Source organism: Methylomonas sp. BG-2, assembly GCF_057766305.1.
The window spans coordinates 1-23688 of the sequence record NZ_JBYMAP010000044.1 but is presented as its reverse complement, the minus strand read 5'-3'; the positions used below and the strand labels follow the sequence as shown (position 1 = coordinate 23688).

The following is a 23688-nucleotide window of genomic DNA, read 5'->3' as shown; positions in this document are numbered from 1 at the left end:
TCGACGCGGATGGCTTGCTCGCGCTTCATGCGCTCCCTGGCCTTGGTAATGACTTGGTTGGCGCAGGCGATGATCTGCCTCGTCGAACGGTAGTTTTCCAGCAGGTAACAGACCTTGGCCTGGTAGTCGGTCTCGAATTGGCGGATGAAGCGGGCGTTGGCGTCGTTGAAGGCGTAGATGTTCTGATCGTCGTCGCCGACCGCCAGCAGTGTCAGTTTGTCGTCGGCGCCGCTCAAGGTCCGGCCCGCCAGTGCGCTGATCAGCTCGTAATGGTCAGCGTTGATATCCTGGTATTCGTCGATCAATAAATAGCGCAGGCCTGCCAGCAGGCGGTCGCGGCGCGCCGAGGCGCCGGCTTCTTCATGGTCGTCGGCGCGGCGCAGATTGACGGCGGCGTTTTTGATCACGGCGGCGAAATCGACCGCTTCGCCGCGTTCGGCGGCCACCGCGCAACTGGTGCCGGTCAATCGCAACGCCAGCGTGTGCAAGGTCTGCACCGTGACGCCGGCGGCATCCGCGCCGGCCAGTGCCCACAGCCTGCGGCGTATTTCGACAGCCGCCGCCCGGTTGTAGGTCAGCACCATGATCGCGTCCGGCGCGACCAGGGCCTCGCGCAACAACCAGGCCACGCGGTGGACGATGACCTTGGTCTTGCCGGAACCGGGGCCGGCCAACACTAGCAAGTTGGCGTCCGGCGGCGCGGCGACGATGGCTTGCTGGTCGGGATTTTTCAGGTCGGTCAGAATGCGGCGGTGGGCCGCTTCGCTGGTCGCCATTTCCAGGATGTCCTCGCGGCCGGCGAAGTAACGGCGCACGAAGTCGGCCCGCTCCATACCAAAATAATCGACGATGAAAGTCATCGCGGCCTGGATTTTGCCCAAGGCCAGCCGCGCATATTCGGCCATCACGTGCACCTGGATGATCTTGTCCTTGTAATGCAGGGCCAGTTCGGCGTAGTCGGAATTCTTGAACTGGCGGCGGCGCGCCTCGGGATTGAGTTGAATGTGCATCGCCGAGCGGAATACCGCCTTGCCGCGCGCCAGATGCAAGACCTCGTTGGCGTCCAGATACAGCAGCGCGGCGGCCAGCGCCGCCTGCCAGTCGTTGATCTCCAAGTCCTGCAAGGTCAGATCGCTTTGCAAGGCCGCCTCCAACACCCCTTGCTGGCAGGTCACCAGCAAGGTATTGCCCTGCCGCAGCGCGGCGAATAGGCCGACCAGGGCCTGGGCCAGCCGCATGCGCTTGGCGCGGATATGCTCGATCTGCCACCAGTCGCGCAGCAGTTTGACGTAGCGGTGATCCGGGCCGCCGGGACGCAAGGCGAAAAAGCCGCGCCGGGATTTATCCTTGTCGTCACCGAAGGTTTCGGCGAAGGCTTTCAGTAGGCGGGTCAGGCGGTCCGGTTCCAGATCGACGCCGGCGTCGCGGCGCAAGGTGTCGCACAAGCGGCGCATGTGCAGCATCTGCCATTGCTCCAGATCGGCGTCCGGCGCCGCCTCGCGCAAACAATTCACCAGCGCGTCCTCCAGCTTGGCGAGGTCGGCCAAGCGTTCCAGGGTGTCCGGGTCGCGGTAAAAGCTCACGCCGATTTCGGTTTCGTTGGAAACCAATTGAAAGCGATCCAGGTCGCGCAGCAGTTGTTGCACTTCGTGGGCCGGGCGGCCGGTCGCCAGCATCAGGTCGTCGGTGCTGATGCCGGCGTCGTCTTCGGCGTTGAGCAATTCGCCCAGCACGGCCAGATAGGGTTCGAGATTGGCATTGGCGCCGAGTTTTTTGGCCAGCAACAAGCGGGCTTCATCGAGATTGGCAATGCGCAGACTGCCCGGAAACATCCGTGTGTGGTTTTCCTGGCGTTGCAGCAGCCGCGCTTCTTCAAGCCAGGCCACCGCGATGCGCACCTTGGTGTCGGCATCGGCGGCGTCCGGGTCTATGCCGTGCTTGTCGGGGATTTCCAGCAGGATTTCGCCGCTGGTGACGACCACGCTGCCCTCGCTCCTGTCCTTGCGTTCGATGGTGCGCAGGGCTTTTAAAATGGCGTAGATGTCCTGCTGAGTCAGCCGGGAATTGCGAAGCAGGCGAAACTGCACGTCCAAGTCGGCGTCGTCGTAGAGCAATACGCAGCGGGCCGGCGCCTGGTCGCGGCCGGCCCTGCCGGCTTCCTGCAGATAGTTTTCCAACGAGCCCGGCGTATCCAGATGGATCACCAGCCGCACGTCGGCTTTGTCCACGCCCATCCCGAAGGCGTTGGTGGCGGTAATCACCCGCAGTTCGCCGGCGATGAAGGTTTCCTGGATTTTGCGCTTTTGTTCGGGCTGCAGGCCGCCATGAAAATGGCCGCAATCGAGGCCGGCCTGGGTTAAAAATTCGGCCATTTCCTCGACGGTTTTTTGCCGGGCGCAAAACACGATAGCGCCGCCGTCCTCGCGAAGCGCCTCTTCCAATAAAGCCAATACCGCCGGGTACTTGGCTTGGGCCGGCACCGCGTGGACTTCGTAGTTCAGATTGTCGCGGCTGACGCCGCCGGCCAGTACGGCCAAATCCATGTACAGCCATTGTTTGAAATGGCCGACGATGTCGGCGACCACGTCCGGCTTGGCGGTGGCGGTGAAGCAGAACACCGGCGACGGCTGGTCCTTTTGCTTGGCCTTGATGAAGCGCGACACGTACAGATAATCCGGCCGAAAATCGTGGCCCCATTTGGATAGACAATGCGCCTCGTCGAACACCCAGGCGCCGATGTCGCGGTGGGCCAGCGCGTTGGCGAAGGCGGTGCTGCGAAATTGCTCGGGCGCGACGAAGATCAGGCCTAAATCGCCGAGGCGCAGTTTATCCAGGATCACCCGCCGCTCCAGCGGATTGAGCAGGCTGTTCAGGTATCCGGCACAGGCGATGCCGCGCGCTTCCAGATTATCGACCTGGTCCTTCATCAAGGATTGCAGCGGCGAAATCACCACGGTCAGGCTGCCATTGCGGTAATAGCGGGCCAGGGCCGGCAACTGGTAACACAGCGACTTGCCGCCGCCGGTCGGCAAGATCGCCAACATAGCCGAGCCGGCGAAGCCGTGTTCGACGATGGTTTGTTGCAAGGAGCGGCCGTCGGCGGTGGTGGGCGTGGCGCGAAAATCGCGGATGCCGGCGAAGTAACGGGCCAGCAGTTTTTTCAGGTCGTGCTGTTCGCTGCACCAGCCGCAAGCCGGATCGCCGCAGGGTACGTCGCGCAGTTGGCTAATCAGGGTTTTGGTTTGCGGAAACTGTGCCCCGACCCAGGGCGGCAATACCGAATTGCCGCCGGCCACCCGCAGCCAGGCCAGCACGTAGGCCAGCGGTTTATGCCAGCTCGCATCGGGAAAACAGTCGTCGGCGATGCGGCGCTGGGCAGTGCTGCAAACCTTGCCGGCGGTGGCTCGCATCCAGGCCGCTTGCGCTTCCGGCAATCCTGGCCTCAGCGCGTTGCGCAAGGTGGCGAAGAAACTGGCGACGCCGCGGCCGCTTTCCGGCGCTAGCAGAAAATGCAGGCACAGCATGTCGTCCGGCTGCTCGGCGACGCGCTGCAACAAGGCTTCGCGCTGGTCCAGAAACAACTCGTAAGCCAGCTCGGCATCGCGGACCGGATCGTTGCGGGTCGTCGTGCAGAGTTTGTAATCCTTTACCAAACGATGGTAGGGATTTTGCGGGAAGGCCACCGGCGATAGCTCCAGGGTATCGACCAGCGGCAAGCGGTGTAGGGCCAAATCGGGATGCAGCAGCGCCAGCGCCGGCTGGTCGAAGGCGATGACGTTATGCCCCAACACGAAGGCGGCGCCATCGGTCATTTCATCCAGGCGCGCTGCCATATCCTTGGCCTTGCCGGAAATTCTGAGCCTGGCGCCGGTATCCGGACGGAAGGCGCCGATTTCGCGCAGTTGTAAACTGTCCTGGCGCGCGGTTTCGATGTCCAGGCACAGGCAGCGGGGTTTGACAGGATGGGAAGCGAATGTCATCGGGTTGGATGGGAATAGGCATAATTTGGGAACTACTTTAATACAGCCACCGGGATAAGCGCGACTTTGCCGGCGCGCGCATTCTCACGGCCAAACAGACGCGCGCCGGCCGGCGTTTAATTTAGAGAACACTTATTTTCTCTGATTTTATTGTATGATCCTGGCCCTTATCGTCGGCAAGACCGAGGAACACACGTATGGTTGACGCTAGCAATATCTTGAATGGACACGACGCCGGCTGGCTGATGGCAATCGCCGCCGATGCGATGTTGGTTGCCGATAAGGATGGCCGGATTCTGCTGGTCAATCCGGCGGCGGAACGCCTGTTCGGCTACAGCACCGACGAATTCACCCGGCTGACCGTCGAAGATCTGATCCCGTGCCGGTTTCGGCTCGCGCATACCGAAAAGCGCGCCGCTTACGCCGAGCGCCCCGAATACCGCCGGATGGGCAGCGGCCTGGTTTTGTCCGGCTTGCGCAAGGACGGCAGCGAATTCGCCACCGACATCAGCATCAGCCCGATCGAAAACGGCCGGGTCCTGGCGACCGTTTACGATGTCACCCTTCGCAAGCATCTGGAAGAACAACAGCAACGCATGATCCACGAACTGGAAAGCGTCAACGAAGAGCTAAAGAATTTCGCCTACGTGGTTTCGCACGATTTGAAAGCGCCGTTACGCGCGATCGGCTCGCTGGCCGATTGGATCGCCGCCGACCAGTCGGAACGATTGGACCCCGAAGGCCAGGAACATTTGCGCCTGTTGATTCAGCGGGTACGCCGGCTGGACGGCTTGATCGACGGCGTGCTGCGCTATTCGCGTATCGGCCGCGTCCACGAGGCGGCCAGCGCCGTCGATTTCAATGAATTGGCGCGCGAGGTGATCGACGCGCTGGCCCCGCCGCCCGGCGTGTCGATCTCAATCGCGGAACCTCTGCCGACGCTGGTCGTCGAACGGACCGGCATGCAACAGGTGTTGCAAAACCTGTTGTCCAATGCGATTCGTTATCTGGACAAACCCGAAGGCCGCATCGCCATCGACTGCGCCGAACAGCCGGATGCTTGGCGATTCAGCGTCGCCGACAATGGCCCCGGCATTGCGCCGCGCCACTTCGAACGCATCTTTCAATTGTTCCAGACTCTCCACCCGCGCGACCGGGTGGAAAGCACCGGCGTCGGGCTGTCCATCGTCAAAAAAATCGTCGAGCAAAGCGGCGGACGAGTCTGGCTTGACTCCGAGCCAGGCCTTGGCAGCCGGTTTTATTTCACGGTACCCAAACAAGCACCAGCAACCCAAACGAACCCGTAACCATGAGAACCAAGAGCAATCCCATCCTTCTGGTGGAAGACGACAGCGTGGACGCGATGACGGTCAAGCGCGCGTTGAAAGAGCTGCATGTCTCCAACCCACTGACCCATGTCGAAAACGGCGAGGAAGCCCTGGCGCATTTGCAGGATGCCAATCAAGAGCAACCTTGCCTGATTCTGCTGGACTTGAACATGCCGGTGATGAACGGCATCGAGTTTCTGCATGCCGTCAAAGCGCTGCCCGAGCTCAAACGCATCCCGGTGGTCGCGTTAACCACGTCCGACGAACAGGAAGACAAGGTGGAAAGTTTTGAGTTGGGTGTAGCCGGTTACATGCGCAAGCCGGTCGAATACCGGCAATTCGTGGAGATCGTGCGCACTATAGACGCCTATTGGACCATCAGCGAGTCGCCGCTATGACCGATTTAAACGGTAAACCGGTCATTCGTTTGCTGCTGGTGGAAGACGACCAAATCGACCGGATGGCCTGCAAGCGGGCGCTGGCCCAACATAGCGATTGCGAGTTTGTGTTGTTCGAAGCCGAAACCGGCAACCAGGGCTTGAGATTGGCGCGCGAGGAACGCATCGATTGCATCCTGCTCGACTACCATCTACCCGATTTGAGCGGCGTGGAGTTTCTGTCCGAATTGGCCGAGGAATCCGGCGAACTGCCGATGCCGGTGGTGATGCTGACCGGCTCCGATAACGCGATGATCGCGGTGGATGCGTTAAAACTCGGCGCCCGCGATTACATCGTCAAAGGCGCCAACGCCAATGGCGAAACCCTGCAATGGCTGCCGGCGGTAGTGATGCGGGCGATGCGCGAGCAGCAAGCCTTGCTGGATAAAACCGTGGCGGTCGAACAATTGCGCGAAGCGGAAGCCAAGTACCGCTGCCTGATCGAGCAAATGCCGGCTATCACTTATATCGCCTCGTTGGACACGCCGGGCAAACTGCTGTACGTCAGCCCGCAAATCCGGCAACTGGGTTTCGCGCCGGACACCTGGCTGGAAGGCAATGACGGCTTCTTAAAGCGGATACATGCCGACGACCGGGCCGCCACCATCGAAGCCTATTCGGCGACTTACGAACGCTATACGCCGCTACATTGCGAATACCGCTTGCTTAACGATAACGGCCAAGCGCGTTGGTTTTTGGACGAAGCCAAGGTGGTGCGCGACGAATCTCGCGGCGCCCTGTGTCTGCAAGGTTTATTGATCGACATTACCGCCGACAAGGAAACCGCTCAGGAATTGTATTATTATCGGCGTCGCCTGGAAGAACTGGTGGCGCAACGCACCGAGCAACTGGAAAAACAAAGCGCGATTCTGGAAGCCGCCAATGCCCGGATGGACCATGAACTCTGCGAGCGCAAGCGGGCCGAAGCCGCGTTGCGCGCCAGCGAAGCCCGTTTCCGGCTGTTGTTGGAGTCGGCCGGCGACGGCATCGTCGGCGTGGACGACAACGGCCTGTGCCACTTCGTCAATCCGGCGGCGCTGGTGATGCTCGGCTATAGCCAACAGGAACTGCTCGGCCGAAACGCCTGTACCACGATCCACGGCGATACTTCGGTCGCTCAAGAGCAATGCAGCATTTACGCGGCCTGCCACGACGGCACGCCCCGCCACGGCATCGACCTGTTCCGCCGCAAGGACGGCAACACCTTTTCCGTGGAGTGCTCCGCCCATCCAATGCAGGTCGACGGCAAATTGGTCGGCGCGGTGCTAACCTTTCGAGAACTGAACCCGCGCGGCGCATAGCGCCGTTGCTTCCGGCCGCGAACCAGGGAGGTTCGAACGCGCTCGCCTCACTATCCCGGCCGCCACAACCCGAAGCCATCACAACTGCGGTATCATGGCCGCCGTTTAGCCGCCAGCCGGTTTCGCGGGCGCCGGCGAACGTCGAACCAGCGAGCGATCCCTTCACGCCAAGGCCTTAATCGAACGAATATGAAAGCAGTCATACTTGCCGGCGGCCTCGGAACGCGGCTCAGCGAGGAATCGCATCTGAAACCGAAACCGATGATCGAAATTGGCGGCCGACCGATACTCTGGCACATCATGAAGCTGTTTTCGCATTACGGCATCAACGAGTTCATCATCTGTCTGGGTTACAAGGGCTACGTGATCAAGGAATATTTCGCCAACTATTTCCTGCACATGTCCAACGTCACCTTCGACATGGCCGCCAACCGCATGGAAGTCCACCAGCGTTACGCCGAACCCTGGCGGGTCACGCTGATCGATACCGGCGAAACCACGATGACCGGCGGCCGTTTGAAACGGGTGCGCGAATACCTGGACGGCCAAGCCTTTTGCTTTACTTACGGCGACGGACTATCGGACGTGGACATCGGCGCGTTGATTGATTTTCACCGCGCCCACGGCAAATGGGCGACCGTCACCGCGATCCAGCCGCCCGGCCGCTACGGCGCGCTGGACATCGCCGAGACCGCCGTGAAAGGCTTTCAGGAAAAGCCGGCCGGCGACGGCGCCTGGATCAACGGCGGGTTTTTCGTATTGGAGCCGGACATCTTCGAAGTGATCGCCGGCGATCAAAGCAGTTGGGAAGGCCAACCCTTGGCCGATCTGGCGAGCAGGGACCAACTGCGCGCCTACAAGCATGCCGGCTTCTGGCAGGCGATGGACACCCTGCGCGACAAGACCCAATTGGAAGAGCTGTGGCGGCACAATCCACCCTGGAAGGTGTGGGCATGACGCTGTTCAACGGCCAGTATCACGGCCGGCGGGTGCTGGTCACCGGCCACACCGGCTTCAAGGGCAGCTGGCTCAGCCTGTGGTTGCGCGAATTGGGCGCCGAGCCGGTCGGTCTGGCCTTACCGCCGGAAACCACGCCCAACCATTGGCGTCTGCTCGGCCTGGACATCGCCGAATACCTTCGGGATTTGCGCGACTGCGCGGCGGTGGCCGAGATTGTCGCCGAAGTGCAACCCGACATTGTTTTTCATCTGGCCGCGCAACCCCTGGTCAGGCGCGGCTATCGGCAACCGCTGGAGACCTGGACCAGCAACGTCGTCGGCAGCGCCAATCTATTGGAGGCCTGCCGCCATGTGCCTGCGGTAAAAGCCATCGTCGTCGTCACCACCGACAAGTGCTATCAAAACCGCGAATGGCCCTGGGGCTACCGGGAAACCGACGCTTTGGGCGGTCACGATCCCTATAGCGCCTCGAAGGCGGCGGTCGAACTGTTGGCGGCCAGTTATCGCGACGCGTTTTTTCAACGCGCCGGCACGCCGCTGCTGGCCACGGCCCGCGCCGGCAACGTGATCGGCGGCGGCGACTGGTCGGAAGACCGTTTGATTCCGGATTTGGTCCGCGCCGTCGCGGCCGGCGAGACGCTGGAAATTCGCTCCCCGCACGCTACCCGGCCCTGGCAGCACGTGCTGGAGTCGTTGAGCGGCTATCTGCTGCTGGGGCAGCACTTGCTGGAGGACAGGCGCGACGCCGCCGACGCTTGGAATTTCGGCCCGGACACCGAAGGCAACCGCAGCGTGGCCGAAGTGTTGACCGTGCTGCAGCAACATTGGCCGGCGCTGCACTGGCAAATCGGTACCGACCCGCAACCGCACGAAGCCGGCTTGCTCTACCTGGACAGCAGCAAGGCCAAAAGCCGGCTCGATTGGCGGCCGGTCTGGTCGTTGGATAACGCACTGGCCGCCACCGCCGCTTGGTATCAGGCGCCGTTGGCCGACAAGCGAGCCACCAGTCTGGCGCAATTACGCGACTATCTGACAGCGGCCCAACAAGCGGGCATCGCGTGGGCTCGCGGATGAAGCTTTTACCCACCCCTCTGGCCGGCGTCGTCGTGGTCGAGACCTCGGCGTTTCGGGACGCCCGCGGCGCGTTCAGCCGGTTATTCTGCGAGAACGAACTGGCCCCCGTGCTGGGTCCGCGCCGCATCGTCCAGATCAATCATTCGCTGACCCACGCGGTCGGCGCGGTGCGCGGCCTGCACTATCAACGCCCGCCCCACGCCGAAATCAAACTGGTGCGTTGTTTGCGCGGCCGGGTCTGGGACCTGGCGCTGGATTTGCGGGCCGATTCGCCGACTTTCCTGCGCTGGCATGCCGAGGAATTGAGCGCCGCCAACGCCAAAATGCTGGTGATTCCGGAAGGTTGCGCGCACGGCTTTCAAGTCTTGGAAGCCGCCAGCGAACTGCTGTATCTGCATACCGCCGCCTACTGCCCAGATGCCGAAGCCGGCGTTTCGCCGACCGATCCGGCCGTGCAAATCGCTTGGCCGTTGCCGATCGGCGACTTGTCGGCCAGGGATGCCCAACACCCCGCCCTGCCTCCCGAATTTCGCGGAATCGCCTTATGAACTGCCGCCACTGCCACGCACCGCTCGAGCACGTTTTCCTGGACCTGGGTTTCGCCCCACCGTCGAATGCCTATTTGAACGCCGCCGACCTGGCCAAACCGGAACTTTACTACCCGCTGAAGCTTTACGTCTGCGAGCAGTGCTGGCTGGTGCAAACCGAGGATTACGCCGAAGCCGAACAATTGTTCGATCGCGACTACGCCTATTTTTCGTCGATTTCGCAAAGCTGGCTGGACCACGCCGCCGCTTATTGCCAAGCCATCCGCCAACGCTTGGCGCTGGATGCCGACAGTCTGGTCATCGAAGTCGCCGCCAACGACGGCTATTTGCTGAAAAACTTTGTCGCCGCCGGCATTCCCTGCCTGGGCATAGAACCCACCGCCAGCACCGCCGCCGCCGCCGAGGCCTTGGGCATACCGATACTGCGCGAGTTTTTCGGCGCCGCGCTGGCCCGGCGCCTGGCCGGCCAGGGCCAACGGGCCGACCTGATCGTCGGCAACAATGTCTACGCCCACGTGCCGGACATCAACGACTTTACCGCCGGCCTGAAAACGGCGCTGAAACCGACCGGCACGATTACGTTGGAATTTCCGCACCTGTTGCGGCTGATCGAATCGGCCCAGTTCGATACCGTTTATCACGAACACTATTCCTACCTGTCCCTGCAAACCGTCAGCCGCATCTTCGAACGGGCCGGCCTGCGGGTTTGGGATGTCGAGGAACTGGCTACCCACGGCGGCAGCCTGCGCGTGTACGGCTGCCATGCCGAACACGGGCGCGAGCCGACCCCGGCGGTCGCCGCTGTCTTGGTCCACGAGCGCGACTTCGGCCTCGCCGATCCGGCTGTTTACCGGGCGTTTCAGCCGCGCGCCGATCGCATCAAAAACGACCTGCTGGCTTTTCTGATCAAACAACGCCGACTGGGCCGTAGCGTCGCCGCCTACGGCGCGGCGGCCAAGGGCAATACCTTGCTGAACTATGCCGGGGTCAAACCGGATTTGCTGCCCTATGTCTGCGACGCCGCGCCGTCCAAGCAAGGCAAATTCCTGCCCGGCTCGCACATCCCAATACTGCCGCCGGCCGCGCTGCTCGAGCGCCGCCCTCAGGTAGTTCTGATCCTGCCCTGGAATATCCGCGCCGAAATCGTCGCCGATTACCGGCAAATCCAGGATTGGGGCGGGCAATTCGCGGTCGCGGTGCCGGCACTCAGCGTGTTTTAGGCCGACGATGCCGACGCGAATCAAGCCCAGACTCACTGGGAGCCGACCATGAAAGTCTTGGTCACCGGCGCTAGCGGTTTCGTCGGCCGCCATGTCGTCGCTCGGCTGCTGGAACGCGGCCACCACGTCACCGCGCTGGCCCGCGATGCCGGCAAGGCGCAAGGCTTGGCCTGGTTCGACCGCGTCGAGTGCCTGACCGGCGACGTCCATGCCGACCGCTTGCCGGAGTGCTTGGGGCAACCGGACGCAGTGATCCATCTGGCTTGGCCTGGACTGCCCAATTACCGCGATCTGTTCCATTTCGAGCAAAACCTGATCGGCGATTACCGCTTCCTGAAGTCGTTGGTCGAACGCGGCGTCGGGCAGTTATTAGTCGCCGGCACCTGCTTCGAATACGGTCTGCAAAACGGCTGCCTGGCCGAAGATTTGCCGACCCAACCGGCCAATCCCTACGCGCTGGCGAAAGACAGTTTGCGAAAATTTCTGCAACAACTCCAACAACATCGGTCCTTCACGCTGCAATGGGCTAGACTGTTCTACCTGTACGGCGAAGGCCAGCACGCCAACAGCCTGCTGGCGCAATTGGACCGGGCGATTGCCGACGGGCGGCCGACTTTCGATATGTCCGGCGGCGAGCAACTGCGCGATTATCTGCCGATCGAAGTCGCGGCCCAACGTTTGGTGCAACTGGCCGAACGCCCGGACGCCGACGGTGTCTACAACGTCTGTAGCGGCACGCCGATTTCGATCAGAACGCTGGTGGAACAGCATATTCGCGAGCGCGGCGCCGACATCGCGTTGAATCTCGGCTACCATGCCTACCCCGATTACGAACCGATGGCGTTTTGGGGCGATCCGCGCAAATTAACTCAGTGTTTGGGAACGCTCGATTAAACGACCGGGCTCTATCGACACCGCAGGGGCCAACCCTAGGAAAACCTTGATGAAAGCACAAATCAAACCTCGCATTAACCTGGACGAACGCACCCCGCTGCAAGACGTGATTCCGCTGGAAACGCCGTTCGTGTTGTTCGTCGATCCGGCCAGTTCCTGCAACTTCCAATGCACGTTTTGCCCGACCGGCGACCGGGAGCTGATCAAGCACACCGGCCGCTACCAGGGCGCGATGAAGCTGGAGCTGTTTAAAAAAATCATCGACGATCTGGCGGAATTCCCGCAACAGATCAAAGTGCTGAGGATGTACAAGGACGGCGAGCCGCTGTTGAACAAGCACCTGGCCGAAATGGTGGCCTACGCCAAGCAAAGCGGCCGGATACCCTACATCGACACCACCACCAACGGCACGCTGATCGAGCCGGATCGAATGGGACCGCTGATCGAGGCCGGTCTGGATAAGATCAATATTTCGGTCGACGGCATGAACGAAGAGCAATATCGACGCTTCACCAAGTTTGATTTCGACTTCCAACGCTTCGTCGATAACATCCATTGGTTGTACGAGCACAAGGGCGATTGCGAAATCGTCATCAAGATTCCCAGGGAATTGATTACCGAAGCCCAGCAGCAAGAGTTCTACGATACCTTCGGCGACTATTGCGACCGGATCTTCATCGAAAACTTCGCGCCGTGCTGGCCGGAGTTCGACGTGGAAACCCGTACCGGCATAAAGATTACCGAAGGCATTTACCAGCAACCGATCACGCCGACCGACACCTGCCCGTATATTTTTTATTCGATGTCGGTCAATGCCGACGGCTTGGTCAGCTCCTGCTTTCTGGATTGGGGCCGTAAATTGATCATCGGCGACGCCCGGGAACAATCGATCCGCGACATCTGGCACTCAGACGCCTTCAACCGCCTGCGCATCGAGCATCTGGAAGGCAAGCGCCGGCAAAACCCGGTCTGCTCGCAATGCGGCCAGCTCACCCATTGCCTGCCCGACAACATCGATCCTTACCGCGAACAATTGCTGCCCAAGCTGTTGCGGCGCGGCGCGTTGGAAATGGCTTGAGCCGACGGCAACTCAGCAAGCCTCGATGATCCGGGTCCTGCACATCACTCCGCATCTGGGCGGCGGCGTCGGCAAGGCCTTGTCGGGCCTGGCCCGGCAGGCGGCCGCCGAAAACGCCGGCGTATCACATCGCTTTATCTGCCTGGAAACACTGGAAAAAAACCAATTCGCCGCAGCCATCACCGGGCTGGGCGATCCGAATTTTGCGGTCGAAGTCTGCCCGCCGCCGGAACGACTGCACGCCGCGATCGCCGAAGCCGACATCGTGCAATTCGAATTCTGGAACCATCCGCTGCTGCCCAAAAGCTTGTGCGAAGCCGAGCTGCCGCCGCACCGGGCCTTGTTTTGGTGCCATATTTCCGGATTGGGCAGTCCGCGTATTCCGGACGGTTTGCCAGCGATCGCGGACCGCTTCGTGTTCACCTCGCAATGCTCGCTGGAGAATCCAGCCTTCGCCGGCTTGAGCGACGCCGAGAAACAAAACCTCGGCGTGGTATCCAGCGCCGGCCTCGCCGACTTGCCGCCAATCCCGCAACGTCAGGGTAGGCCACCTCGCCTGGGCTATGTTGGCACCTTGAATTTCGCCAAGCTGCATCCGCGCTTCGTCGAATTTCTGGCGGCGGTACCGCTGGCGGATTTACGGATCACATTAATCGGCGACATCGCCAACCGCGCCGAGCTGGCAGCGCAATGCGCCGCCGTCGGCCGGCCGGATTTGCTGGCGTTCGCCGGCTATTCCGAGGACATCGTCGCCGAATTGGCCGAACTCGACATTCTGGTGTATTTGCTGAATCCGCTGCACTACGGCACCGCCGAAAACGCACTCGTCGAAGCGATGGCGATGGGCGTCGTACCGATCGTGCTCGACAACCCGGCGGAAAGCCGAATCGTCGTCCACGGCCGCACCGGTCTGGTCGTCAACGGTCCCGCCGACTTCGCCAAAGCGCTGAGAAGTCTGGTCGAGCAGCCCGAGCAACGCCAGGCATTGGCCCAGCGGGCCGCCGAATTCGCCAGAACCCGCTACACTTTTGCCGAAATGACTGCCGGACTCAATGCGCATTACCTTAGTTTGATGACCGCCGAAAAACGCCACCACGCTTATGCCGCCGCGTTCGGCACCCGCCCCTGCGACTGGTTTAAAGCCTTCCAAAGTCCCGACGGCCCGTACGCCGACGACGGCGGCATCGCCGCCGACGCGGACCTGACGCACGGCGAGTTCGAGCGCTCCAAGGGCAGCGTATTCCATTTTATGAAGTACTTTCCGGACAATCCAAGACTGCGGGCCTGGAGCCGGGCGCTCGCCGATCTGCCTGGATCCGAGCCGCGCGAGCCACGCAACCTCCGGCAAACTCTGGCGTAAAGCTCATGCTCACCAAACAAGAAGCCAAAAACATCGACATCGCCGCGACCCGGGTCGACAATCTGCTCAAGGCGCTTGCCGAAAAACGCATCTTGAGCTTGATTGTCGAGCCGACCTCGGAATGCAATCTGAGCTGCACCTTCTGCGACATGCACTCCGGGCGTTACGACACCGACCACCGCAAGGGCATGATGAGCGAGGCGGTGTTCGACAAACTGCTGGGCGATCTGCAAGCCTTGCCCTACAAGATGGCGATGATCCAGTTTCACGGCTATGGCGAACCGCTGCTGAACAAAAAGATCGCCGCGATGCTGTCCGCCTGCAAGTCGCTGGGGCTGGCCGAGAAGCTGCGAATCATCACCAACGGCACCATCCTGAAACCCGAGATACTTGAAGAACTGCTGAATTCCGGCGTCGACGAAATCCACGTCAGCCTGGACGCCTTCAGCCGCGAGGAATACCAAACCATCAAGGGCAAGGACTTTTTCGACAAGTTGATGCGCAATATTTATGGAGCGGCGGAGGCGGTCGAGCAACGCCAAACCGTTCAGCTTTACATTAAATTGGCATCGTCCGACGCCGAGCTTTACGGCATCACCGACAGTCTGTTCCAGCGAGGTTGGGACGGCCTGAAAGCGCTGTGCGAGCATTCCAAGGTGGTCCATCTCAAGGACATGCCGGTGTTCCATACCCACGACGGCCAAAAAATCGGCTTCGCCGGTTCCAATGCGCCCTGCGAGATGCCGTTTTACATGGCCTACGTCAAATTCGACGGCAAGATTTCGGCCTGCTGCGCCGACATTTTCGGCGAATTGGCGATCGGCGATCTAAACCAACAGAGTCTGCGCGAGATCCTGGAAGGCCGCGCTCTCAACGACATTCGCAAAACCATGCTAGGCGGCGATTTGAAACACCAAAAGCCGATTTGTTATTACTGCGGCGCCAAGACCGTCGTGGATCTCAGCGCCCATGCCGAACAAATCCGGACGCTGTTGGACGATTGAACTGCCCCGATTCGCCGTGTTCCCGATCGCAAACCTGCTTAGCCGATGATCTTGCAAAATCAAATAGCCCGGCAATTTAGTAACCTGCCCGGCCCCGCCGAAGCCCGCCGCATGCTGCGCTGCTTACAGCAAGTGCCGAGCCGGGCAGCCCCGCGGCGGGTGGACAAACCGGTTACGCTGTACGGCGCCGGCAATTTAGGCCGCTTGGCCCATGCTTACTTCCGGCGTATCGGCGTGACCGTGCAAACCGTCGTCGATGCCCATGCCAACGAGCTGGCGGACCAGCCGTTCTGGCAACAAACCCGGTTGCTCGCGCCCGAGGAAGTCCCGGACAAACTTAAAACCAAAACCTTGCTGGCGATCTGCATCGCCAACGATCCGTATACGCCGGTGGCCGAGCAACTGGCCAGGCAGGGCTGGCAGGATGCCGTGCCGTTTTACGACATCGCCGAAGCATACCGCGATCGCCATCCGCTCTCCAACGGCTGGTTTGCCGAGGACTTCAGCGACACCGATTTGGACCGCATCGAGACAGTACTGGACGGCTGGCGCGACGACGTTTCCCGCGCGCACCACCTGCAATTCATCGCCTGGCGGCGTTTGCGCCAGGAATGGACGTTTTCCGCCGCGCCGGTCACGACCGACGACCGCTTTTTTATTCCCGAGGTGTTGAATCGCCTGAACCACCAGGAGCGTTTTATCGATGTGGGCGCCCATACCGGCAGCGTCGCCCGGCGCTTTTGCCAACTGACCGATGGCCGTTTTGCTGAGCTGTGCTTGATCGAACCCGACCGGACCAGCCTCGGGCAACTAGAAATCACGATGGACGAACTGAGTCTTTGCGACGATCCGCGGTTGCGGGTCATGGATTGCGGCATCGCCGCTCGAACCGGCATGGGTCGGTTTTACGAAGGCTTGGACTATGCCTCGCAACTGACCCCGCTCGGCAAGCGCAAGCTGCCTGTCGTCGCGCTGGACGATTTTGAATTTGCCCCGAGCTTCGTCAAACTGCATCTGGAGGGCGGCGAACTCGATGCGCTGAAGGGCGCCGAGCAGACCTTGCTGACCCACCGCCCTATCCTGGTCGCCACGGCCTACCACAACCCGCAGGGACTCTGGGAATTGCCCCTATGGATGATGCAAACCTTGCCGAATTACCGGTTCTTGCTGCGACTGCACAGTTGGTGCGGCACCGGCGCGGTGATCTACGCCCTGCCCAACGAACGGAGCGGCCATTGAGCGATTTTTGGGCGCGCGCCACCGATCTCCGCGCCGAGCAGCGGCAGATGGTCAGCCGTTTTCAGGCGGCATTCCCGACCGGCATCGCCGTCTACGGCGCCGGATTTATCGGCACCTGGGCCGTCCAATATCTTCAAGGCCTGGGCGCCAACGTCGTTTGCGTGGCGGACCGCAATCCCGACAAATGGCACACCGCGATACACGGCGTTCCGGTGGTGGCGCCGGAGCACCCCTCGCTTGCCGCAACCGGCCTGGTCCTGGTGGCCGCGCGCCACTCGGCCAAAACCGTCGTCGAGCAATTGACCGCGACCGGCCTGACCGCGCTGAGCTTCGATACGTTTTTCGCGGTCAGCCGCTATCAAGACATTCTGGACATCAACGACGCTTTTCTCGCCGACGAGCCGTCCCGCCAAACCCTGGGCGCCGTCGTACTGGCCTGGCTGAGCGGCTCGCCGGCGCCTTTGCGCGAAGTGCAAGCCCCCGATCAATATTTTTGCCTACCGGGATTTGCCGACGACGCCCAACACGTGTTCGTCGATGCCGGCGCCTACGTCGGCGACACCGTCGAGAAATTCATCTGGGCCTGCCACGGCGCCTTCAAACGCATCCACGCCTTCGAGCCGGGCGAGCGGCAATTTGCCGCGTTGCGCCGGCGAACCGAACGCTTGACGGCGGAGTGGGCATTGGACGACGGTCAAATCGTGCTGGTCAACGCCGGCATTGCCGAAGCCAGCGGCCGAATGGCCTGCGTCAACGTCAGCGGGCCGGCGCAAAGCTTGAATCTGGTCGCGACCGACGCCGACCGCGACGACCTGCCAACCAGCGCGGTTTACAGCCTGGACGACTATCTGCAAGGCGCGCCGGCCACTTTGATCAAAGCCGACGTGGAAGGGTTGGAAATGGCGCTGTTGCGCGGCGCGGCCGCCACGATTCTCCGTTACGGCCCCAAAATGGCACTGAGCGTCTACCATTTTCCCACCGATATCTTCGAGATACCGGCCTACGTACGCAGCCTCGATCCCGGCTACCGCTTCGCGCTGCGCCATCATTCGCCGCTGCTGATGGAAACCGTGCTGTACTGCTGGAAAGAATAACCACCCGATTTCGCCCCTACCACACCGAAACCTCTGATGGACGCCAACAAACAATTCGAAACTTACGTCGCCGACAACATTCGCCGGATCGGCACTGACCGCGATTTCATCGGACTCTCCAACATCTGGGTGCGCGAGTCCATCCGCCACAACTACGCCCAGAACTTTACCTGGCTGGGCCGGCCGGTCATCCAGGTGCCGCAGGACGTTTATGCGATTCAGGAATTGATTTGGCGGGTAAAGCCGGACTTGATCGTCGAAACCGGCATCGCCCACGGCGGCTCGCTGGTGCTGAGTGCTTCGATGTTGGCTCTGCTTGACTACTGCGACGCAGTCGCCGCCGGCCAAGCGCTGGACCCGCTGCAAAGCCCGCGCAAGGTACTGGGCATCGACATCGACATCCGTCCCCACAACCGCGTTGCCATCGAAGCCCATCCGCTGGCGCATAAAATAGAGACCCTCCAGGGATCGTCGATCGCGCCGGACGTCATCGCCACCGTCAAGGCCCGCGCCGCCCAAGCCCAACGTATTCTGGTCTTTTTGGACTCCAACCACACCCACGACCATGTGCTGGCCGAACTGGAAGCTTACGCGCCGCTGACCTCGGAAGACAGCTATTGCGTGGTGTGGGACACCGGCGTCGAAGACTTGCCGGAAGGCTTCTGCCGCGACCGCCCCTGGGACAAGGGCAACAACCCGAAAACCGCAGTTTGGGAATATCTGCGCCTGCTGCGCGGCGAAGGCCGCCAAGCCGCCGACGGCAAGGTGCTGAATTTCGAGATCGACAAAACCCTGGAACACAAAATCGCCATCACCGCCTCGCCGGACGGCTTTCTGCGCCGCGTGCCGGCGTAACATCCAACCCCGACCAAGCCTCGATGATATACGACGTCCCGCTGCTGCCGACCGGCAGCCTGCACGCGCCGGCACTGCCCGCCTCCGCGCAAGCCGCGATTTTGTTACCCACCGCGCGTTGGACGCCGATGGCGCGGTCGGTGATCGCCTCGCTGGTCGGCACCGCCAACGAGGAAACCGTGGTGCTGATCGCCGACAACAGCGAAACCCCGGAAAAGCGCGAATTTCTGGCGCGCATCCGGGCAATGAATCCCTTCATCTTCGCGGTCGCCCACCAGACCAACGTCGGCGGCGCCGGCAATCTGCGTTATTTATTCGATTGGTGCCGCGACCTGCCGTATTGCGCGATGATGGCCGACGACGATTGGATGTCGCCGAGCTACCACGACGACGCTTTCCAGTTGCTGCGCGGCGACGCCAAACTCAGCTGTGCCGAGGTCGGCAGCACCTTCGTGGACATCGGCGACGGCAAGCTGGTCAATGTCAGCCAAGCGGCGATGCAAGGCGCCACGCCGGCCGAGCGCCTGCCGGCCTGGCACCCCGAAGCGGCCCGCGCGACGATGTACAACGCCTCGCGGCGCGGCGCACTGAATCACGCCCTGCAATTTCTGGCCGCGACGCCGCTGCACGGCCTGACCTTGGCGGAAGATTTGTGGGAATTGAATCGGCTGGCGCTGGGCGACTTCGTCAGCCAGCCGGGGCCGGGCTGCTTTGTGCACTATCCGGCCAACGGCTCGATAAGCGGCGACGGCACTCAACGTTTTTACGAGCTGATTTGCAAGGGCGTCGGCCTGCAATTTCCGTTCGTGTATTTCACCGCGCTGAGTACCGCCGTCCAATGCGCGTTGTTTTTGGGCGGCAGCCAATCGCCGATCACCGACCCGTTGCAACGCGCGGTTTGCGCCCAACAGGTCTACGCCCAAATTTACGCCGCCGGCTTTCTGCCGATGGTCGGCGCCGAATCCAGCCGCGCCGCCGCCAGGATGCTGTTTGCCGAGCACCCGCAAGCGCTGGCCGGCTACCTGAAATTCTGCGCGCCGCCCTACAGCCTGCAACCGGTATTTGCCGCCGACGTGGTCGGCTGGTTTATCGAGCTGATCGAAGTCTTCGAGGATAAAACCCCGCCGGCCCCCGAGCGGCTATCGCGCCGCTTCGCCAGCTTCGTTGACAGCCTGATGCCGGGTTTGCTGAATGCCGACGGCTACTGCTAACCTACTTTTCCGCAAATTTGCAGCAACCCGAGTATTCGGTGATAAGCCTTGCACTCAATCGTTGGGCAAAACTACTGACATACCGGTATCCGAACGCCCTGAATCGCGGCTAAAGCCGCTTCCACGCCGATTTGTTGTATTCTCCGGGGCGAAAATCTTTTCAGAAAGTTAGGCAAGCCATCACCTAGTCGGCCGGCCAATGATCCGACTAACCGGAACTTGTGAACGATCGATGTCACTCCATCAATCCCGTGGTAATTACCGGAGTGGTTATGATAGCGTGCAAGCCCGCATTGACAGAGACTGAAAATTAGTGTCGTAATCCGAAGGAATTCGGCGGAGAATGCACTCCAGACGACCCGTATCGTAAATCCCAACCTTGGGTGCGGCATTTCACAGGGGTTTTCCAGAACGGTTAGTCGTCGTGGTCGGCTGCGCAACAGCCCAGCGGCATGAATACCAATGACCACGGGTACATCAATTTGGAGAGCAATCCCGTCAAGGCACGACAATGTCGAAGAGGCTTCCGCTCAAACACACCGCGGCGGCGCTGACATCATTCTGAAGACTGATCGCAAAACCTTGAGTGGCCGGGGGTCGAAACGGCATGAATTCCGCATTATTCCATTTGACACAAGTAGATCGGATTGTCGATACCGATGCCAGATAACTTCAACATTACCATGGATCAGCTGCGGATCGGGTTGTATATCCACCTCGATCTCAAGTGGTTCGATCACCCGTTCTCGTTCAGCAATTTCAAGATCAAGAACGAGGCTCAGATCAAGACTATCCAGAGTCTTGGGCTCAAGTCGATTCGTTACGATCCGGTTCTCAGCGACGTCAGTCCGCTACCTCAAAAGACACAACCGATTCAGCCAACACCGGAACAAGCCAAGCCCGACATTTCGCCGGTGTTGGCGGCCAAGGCCGCGCTGGTCGAGCGAATCCAGCGGCAACGAGAGGCGGCGGCGCGGATTGAAAATGCCTTCGTCACTACCGCTAAAACGATTCAGGGTATCGAGAAAAACCTGTTTACGATGCCGGCGGAAACTGTGCGAAAGGCAGGACAATTAGTAGACCAAATTGTCGATTCGCTGCTTTCCGCGCCGGAACTCGCCATACACGTCATGATAGGCAAGGCGGGCGCCGAGGAAATGTATTACCACTCCTTGAATGTCACCATGCTGTCCCTGATGATGGCTCGCGACATCGAGTTACCGCAAGAGCTGGTCAGCACCTTGGGAATAGGCGCACTGTTCCACGATATTGGCCATAAGGAGATTCCATCAAAAATCCTGATGAAAAAGGAGCCACTCAATCAAGCCGAGCGCCATTTATTCGAAATGCATTGCCAGTACGGCGTGGGTATCGGCCAGCGGCTGGGGCTTGCCCCAGCCGTGTTGACCATCATCAGCGAACATCACGAATTGTTCGATGGGACCGGCTACCCGAGTAAACTCAAGGGCGAAGCGATCGGTTTGCTTTCCCGCATTGTCGTCATTGCCAACCATTACGATGAACTTTGCAACCCGATGAATATTAACGATGCACTGACGCCCCATGAGGCTCTGTCGACGATGTTCGCCAAGTTGCGCAACAAATTCGATCAGAAACTGCTCCAGGTCTTCATCCGTTGTCTTGGGGTTTATCCGCCCGGCACGATCGTGCAGTTTTCCAATGGCGCGATCGGCATGGTCGTCACCGTCAATACCGCCAAGCCGATGAAACCGCTGGTGCTCATCTACGACGCGGATATTCCCAGGGATGAAGCGATCCTGGTGGACATGGCGTGCGAAGCGGATGCGAATATTGCGAAGGCGATCAGACCGGCACAGGTGCCGCGGGAAATCTACAATTACCTGAGTCCTCGCAAACGGGTCAATTATTATTTCGACCCGAGCCAACCTGGGCAGGAGCAAGCCAGATGAGCAGCCTCGAACATCTGATGATTGATTACAGCCAGAATATGATGCTGCTGGTTGAACCCACCGAGTTGCGGATCATCGTCGCCAACAGGGTTGTAGAGAAGATGCTTGGCTATTCCGGAGCCGAATTGCTTGCGATGGCCATCACGGATATCGAAAGTTCATTGCAAGACGTCTTTTATTGGGAAGATGTCCGTAACGGCCAATATCTGGATATCGAGACCCAGGATGGACTTTACCAATGCGCCGATGGTTCGATGCTGGCGGTGACCAAATCCGTCAAGGTCATTCGGCATGAAGGGAGCCCGCTGATTCTGATTCAGGCCAGGGACGTACAGAACGAACACAAGGCCGAGGATGCCCTGGCCCAGATATTGTCGCAACTGAGGGCAACGCTGGAATCGACAGGCAATGGCATACTGGTCATCGATTGGCATGGCAAGATCGCCAACATGAACCGTCAGTTCAGTAGCATGTGGGGCATTTCGGACGACTTGCTGCTTGAGAGGGAGGAAGCGGATATTATCGAGTTCATTGCCGGGCTGGTCGTCGAGCCGGAAGCATTTCGTGTGCGTCTCCGGGAGTTGGTCGGCAACAGCGAAACCGAAGATATCCTCAGTCTCAAGGATGGCCGGGTTTTCGAATGCCGGTCGCGGCCGCAATATCTGGGTGAGCACATCATTGGCCGGGTCTTCGGCTTCAACGATATCACCGAACACAAACGCGCGGAAGAAGCGTTGCGCGACTCCCGAGATAAGCTCGAAGAGCAGGTGCAAAAGCGCACGGCTTCCTTGCAAATGGCAAATACCCAACTGCTGGCCGAGAAGGCGCGTCAAGAAGACCTGATCAGGCAGCTCGAAGAAACCCAGATGCAACTGTTGCAATCCGAAAAAATGGCGTCGATTGGTCAGCTCGCGGCCGGTGTGGCTCACGAGATCAACAACCCCATTGGTTTCGTCAACTCCAACTTGAGTACCTTGCAAGAGTATGTCGACGGGATACTCAGACTACTGGCGGCTTACGAAGAAATCGAAGGTACGCTGGTCAATGAGGCGCTACAAGAAATTACCCGTCTGAAGCAGGAAATTAATATCGGCTATCTGCGCGGCGACATCGCCGAACTTCTGGCGGAATCCCTCGACGGCTTGCAGCGAGTGCGGCGCATCGTAAAGGATTTGAAGGATTTCTCTCACGTTGGCGAATTGGAAAAGCAATCGGCCAATCTTGAGTCGGGTCTCGACAGCACGCTTAACGTGGTATGGAACGAAATCAAGTACAAAGCCGAGGTCGTCAAGGAATATGGCGCCATCCCCGAGATCAACTGCATCGCGTCCCAACTCAACCAGGTTTTCATGAACCTGCTGATCAACGCGGTACAAGCGATCGAGGGCCACGGTCGAATTACGCTACGCACCGGTCATGACGAGAATAATGTCTGGGTTGAGGTGGAAGATACCGGCAAAGGCATCAAGCCCGAACAGCTCGGAAAAATCTTCGATCCGTTCTTTACCACCAAGGCGGTGGGCATGGGCACCGGCTTGGGCCTATCGTTATCCTACGGGATCGTGAATAAGCACAATGGCCGGATAGAGGTGAAAAGCACAGTCGGTACGGGTACTTGCTTTCGAGTATGGTTGCCGCGAACGGGCTGACAGGCTTTTTGAAAATCTGCGAACCGCCGCCGCTCGGCCATCGTTCAGTTTCGCTCGCTGAAGGCTTCCGGATAGGCCGCCACTTCGGCCTCGAGCGCTTGTTCAATTAACTTGCGCCCCTTGCCGGATCAGATCGGTCAACGGATCGGCGTTCTCGTCTCGACAGTTATTTGTAAGCGTGTTGCTCTTGGAATACTCAATTCCCTCAAGGCTAATGGCTAATAACGCTAACTTTCGAGTTGCTTCCAAATTGCGTAATAAATACGCCCTGATTCATTACCCAAAGCATTCACCCATGCTTTAGCCTCCATTTGGCTCAGTTTGTTTCTTACTTCAGATAAAGATTGTTTGCCAATTGCCCCCATTGCGTTGGCTAAGGGGGTAGCCGCCATGCGAGGAACACCCAATAAACGCAAAGCGATGGCGTTGTCATCATTGACGCCGTAGTAAGCGCGGGAAGGTAAATTGCGCAACGGGCTGTCTTCTTCAAGATCTCCAGCGGTCATGTACAACAAAGCACCCAATC

Annotated in this window: 19 protein-coding genes; 17 read left to right on the top strand and 2 right to left on the bottom strand. The window is 60.1% G+C overall.

The window, feature by feature from the left end:
• Positions 1–3980 (bottom strand): RecQ family ATP-dependent DNA helicase (locus AC3B8H_RS06325; protein WP_488440768.1); only part of this gene is annotated, 3980 nt, incomplete at its 3' end.
• A gap of 197 nt (positions 3981–4177) precedes the next feature.
• Here AC3B8H_RS06325 and AC3B8H_RS06320 point away from each other — a divergent pair.
• The 17 genes from AC3B8H_RS06320 to AC3B8H_RS06240 all read left to right on the top strand — a co-directional run bounded on the left by AC3B8H_RS06320 (position 4178) and on the right by AC3B8H_RS06240 (position 23162).
• Complete coding sequence (locus AC3B8H_RS06320; RefSeq protein ID WP_488440767.1) at positions 4178–5287, top strand: sensor histidine kinase; 1110 nt, start codon at positions 4178–4180, stop codon at positions 5285–5287.
• Between the two features lie 2 nt (positions 5288–5289).
• The gene (locus tag AC3B8H_RS06315) at positions 5290–5706 is read left to right on the top strand and encodes a response regulator (protein ID WP_488440766.1); all 417 of its coding nucleotides are present in this window, start codon (positions 5290–5292) and stop codon (positions 5704–5706) included.
• Positions 5703–7046, top strand: coding sequence for a PAS domain S-box protein (locus AC3B8H_RS06310; protein ID WP_488440765.1), 1344 nt, complete (start codon positions 5703–5705; stop codon positions 7044–7046). The genes AC3B8H_RS06315 and AC3B8H_RS06310 overlap by 4 nt, the downstream gene beginning before the upstream one ends.
• A 189-nt stretch (positions 7047–7235) precedes the next feature.
• Positions 7236–8003: a glucose-1-phosphate cytidylyltransferase gene (gene rfbF / locus AC3B8H_RS06305; protein WP_488440764.1), complete on the top strand. Its 768-nt coding sequence runs from the start codon at positions 7236–7238 to the stop codon at positions 8001–8003.
• Positions 7967–9079, top strand: coding sequence for a CDP-glucose 4,6-dehydratase (gene rfbG, locus AC3B8H_RS06300; RefSeq protein WP_488440763.1), 1113 nt, complete (start codon positions 7967–7969; stop codon positions 9077–9079). Before rfbF ends, rfbG begins: the two co-directional genes overlap by 37 nt.
• Positions 9076–9627, top strand: coding sequence for a dTDP-4-dehydrorhamnose 3,5-epimerase family protein (locus AC3B8H_RS06295; protein ID WP_488440762.1), 552 nt, complete (start codon positions 9076–9078; stop codon positions 9625–9627). The genes rfbG and AC3B8H_RS06295 overlap by 4 nt, the downstream gene beginning before the upstream one ends.
• A complete protein-coding gene (locus AC3B8H_RS06290) occupies positions 9624–10847 on the top strand; it encodes a class I SAM-dependent methyltransferase (RefSeq protein ID WP_488440761.1) in 1224 nt (407 codons plus the stop codon). Before AC3B8H_RS06295 ends, AC3B8H_RS06290 begins: the two co-directional genes overlap by 4 nt.
• 48 nt (positions 10848–10895) lie before the next feature.
• A complete protein-coding gene (locus AC3B8H_RS06285; protein ID WP_488440760.1) occupies positions 10896–11741 on the top strand; it encodes an NAD-dependent epimerase/dehydratase family protein in 846 nt (281 codons plus the stop codon).
• 49 nt (positions 11742–11790) lie between these two features.
• Positions 11791–12819, top strand: a complete 1029-nt coding sequence (locus AC3B8H_RS06280) for a radical SAM/SPASM domain-containing protein (protein WP_488440759.1) — start codon at positions 11791–11793, stop codon at positions 12817–12819.
• A 25-nt stretch (positions 12820–12844) separates the two neighbouring features.
• Positions 12845–14179, top strand: a complete 1335-nt coding sequence (locus AC3B8H_RS06275) for a glycosyltransferase family 4 protein (RefSeq protein WP_488440758.1) — start codon at positions 12845–12847, stop codon at positions 14177–14179.
• 5 nt (positions 14180–14184) lie between these two features.
• A complete protein-coding gene (locus AC3B8H_RS06270) occupies positions 14185–15183 on the top strand; it encodes a radical SAM protein (RefSeq protein WP_488440757.1) in 999 nt (332 codons plus the stop codon).
• A 45-nt stretch (positions 15184–15228) separates the two neighbouring features.
• Complete coding sequence (locus AC3B8H_RS06265; protein ID WP_488440756.1) at positions 15229–16422, top strand: FkbM family methyltransferase; 1194 nt, start codon at positions 15229–15231, stop codon at positions 16420–16422.
• The gene (locus AC3B8H_RS06260; RefSeq protein WP_488440755.1) at positions 16419–17516 is read left to right on the top strand and encodes an FkbM family methyltransferase; all 1098 of its coding nucleotides are present in this window, start codon (positions 16419–16421) and stop codon (positions 17514–17516) included. The genes AC3B8H_RS06265 and AC3B8H_RS06260 overlap by 4 nt, the downstream gene beginning before the upstream one ends.
• A gap of 36 nt (positions 17517–17552) precedes the next feature.
• Positions 17553–18371 carry a cephalosporin hydroxylase family protein gene (locus AC3B8H_RS06255; RefSeq protein ID WP_488440754.1) on the top strand — a complete coding sequence of 273 codons (819 nt, stop codon included), beginning with the start codon at positions 17553–17555 and terminating at the stop codon, positions 18369–18371.
• Between the two features lie 23 nt (positions 18372–18394).
• On the top strand, positions 18395–19582 hold the full coding sequence (locus AC3B8H_RS06250) for a glycosyltransferase (protein WP_488440753.1): 1188 nt from the start codon (positions 18395–18397) through the stop codon (positions 19580–19582).
• A gap of 659 nt (positions 19583–20241) precedes the next feature.
• Positions 20242–21513 carry a cyclic di-GMP phosphodiesterase gene (locus tag AC3B8H_RS06245; RefSeq protein ID WP_488440752.1) on the top strand — a complete coding sequence of 424 codons (1272 nt, stop codon included), beginning with the start codon at positions 20242–20244 and terminating at the stop codon, positions 21511–21513.
• Positions 21510–23162, top strand: coding sequence for an ATP-binding protein (locus AC3B8H_RS06240; RefSeq protein ID WP_488440751.1), 1653 nt, complete (start codon positions 21510–21512; stop codon positions 23160–23162). The genes AC3B8H_RS06245 and AC3B8H_RS06240 overlap by 4 nt, the downstream gene beginning before the upstream one ends.
• Positions 23163–23389: 227 nt before the next feature.
• On the opposite strand, the gene AC3B8H_RS06235 is transcribed toward AC3B8H_RS06240, so the two are convergent.
• On the bottom strand, positions 23390–23688 hold a 299-nt coding region (locus AC3B8H_RS06235; protein WP_488440750.1), incomplete at its 5' end, for a hypothetical protein.

Excerpts from the sequence above, each read along its gene's own strand:
- AC3B8H_RS06320 (WP_488440767.1), top strand. The coding sequence starts at position 4,178 with ATGGTTGACGCTAGCAATATCTTGAATGGACACGACGCCGGCTGGCTG.
- AC3B8H_RS06315 (WP_488440766.1), top strand. The coding sequence starts at position 5,290 with ATGAGAACCAAGAGCAATCCCATCCTTCTGGTGGAAGACGACAGCGTG.
- AC3B8H_RS06310 (WP_488440765.1), top strand. The coding sequence starts at position 5,703 with ATGACCGATTTAAACGGTAAACCGGTCATTCGTTTGCTGCTGGTGGAA.
- rfbF (WP_488440764.1), top strand. The coding sequence starts at position 7,236 with ATGAAAGCAGTCATACTTGCCGGCGGCCTCGGAACGCGGCTCAGCGAG.
- AC3B8H_RS06295 (WP_488440762.1), top strand. The coding sequence starts at position 9,076 with ATGAAGCTTTTACCCACCCCTCTGGCCGGCGTCGTCGTGGTCGAGACC.
- AC3B8H_RS06290 (WP_488440761.1), top strand. The coding sequence starts at position 9,624 with ATGAACTGCCGCCACTGCCACGCACCGCTCGAGCACGTTTTCCTGGAC.
- AC3B8H_RS06285 (WP_488440760.1), top strand. The coding sequence starts at position 10,896 with ATGAAAGTCTTGGTCACCGGCGCTAGCGGTTTCGTCGGCCGCCATGTC.
- AC3B8H_RS06280 (WP_488440759.1), top strand. The coding sequence starts at position 11,791 with ATGAAAGCACAAATCAAACCTCGCATTAACCTGGACGAACGCACCCCG.
- AC3B8H_RS06275 (WP_488440758.1), top strand. The coding sequence starts at position 12,845 with ATGATCCGGGTCCTGCACATCACTCCGCATCTGGGCGGCGGCGTCGGC.
- AC3B8H_RS06270 (WP_488440757.1), top strand. The coding sequence starts at position 14,185 with ATGCTCACCAAACAAGAAGCCAAAAACATCGACATCGCCGCGACCCGG.
- AC3B8H_RS06265 (WP_488440756.1), top strand. The coding sequence starts at position 15,229 with ATGATCTTGCAAAATCAAATAGCCCGGCAATTTAGTAACCTGCCCGGC.
- AC3B8H_RS06255 (WP_488440754.1), top strand. The coding sequence starts at position 17,553 with ATGGACGCCAACAAACAATTCGAAACTTACGTCGCCGACAACATTCGC.
- AC3B8H_RS06250 (WP_488440753.1), top strand. The coding sequence starts at position 18,395 with ATGATATACGACGTCCCGCTGCTGCCGACCGGCAGCCTGCACGCGCCG.
- AC3B8H_RS06245 (WP_488440752.1), top strand. The coding sequence starts at position 20,242 with ATGCCAGATAACTTCAACATTACCATGGATCAGCTGCGGATCGGGTTG.
- AC3B8H_RS06240 (WP_488440751.1), top strand. The coding sequence starts at position 21,510 with ATGAGCAGCCTCGAACATCTGATGATTGATTACAGCCAGAATATGATG.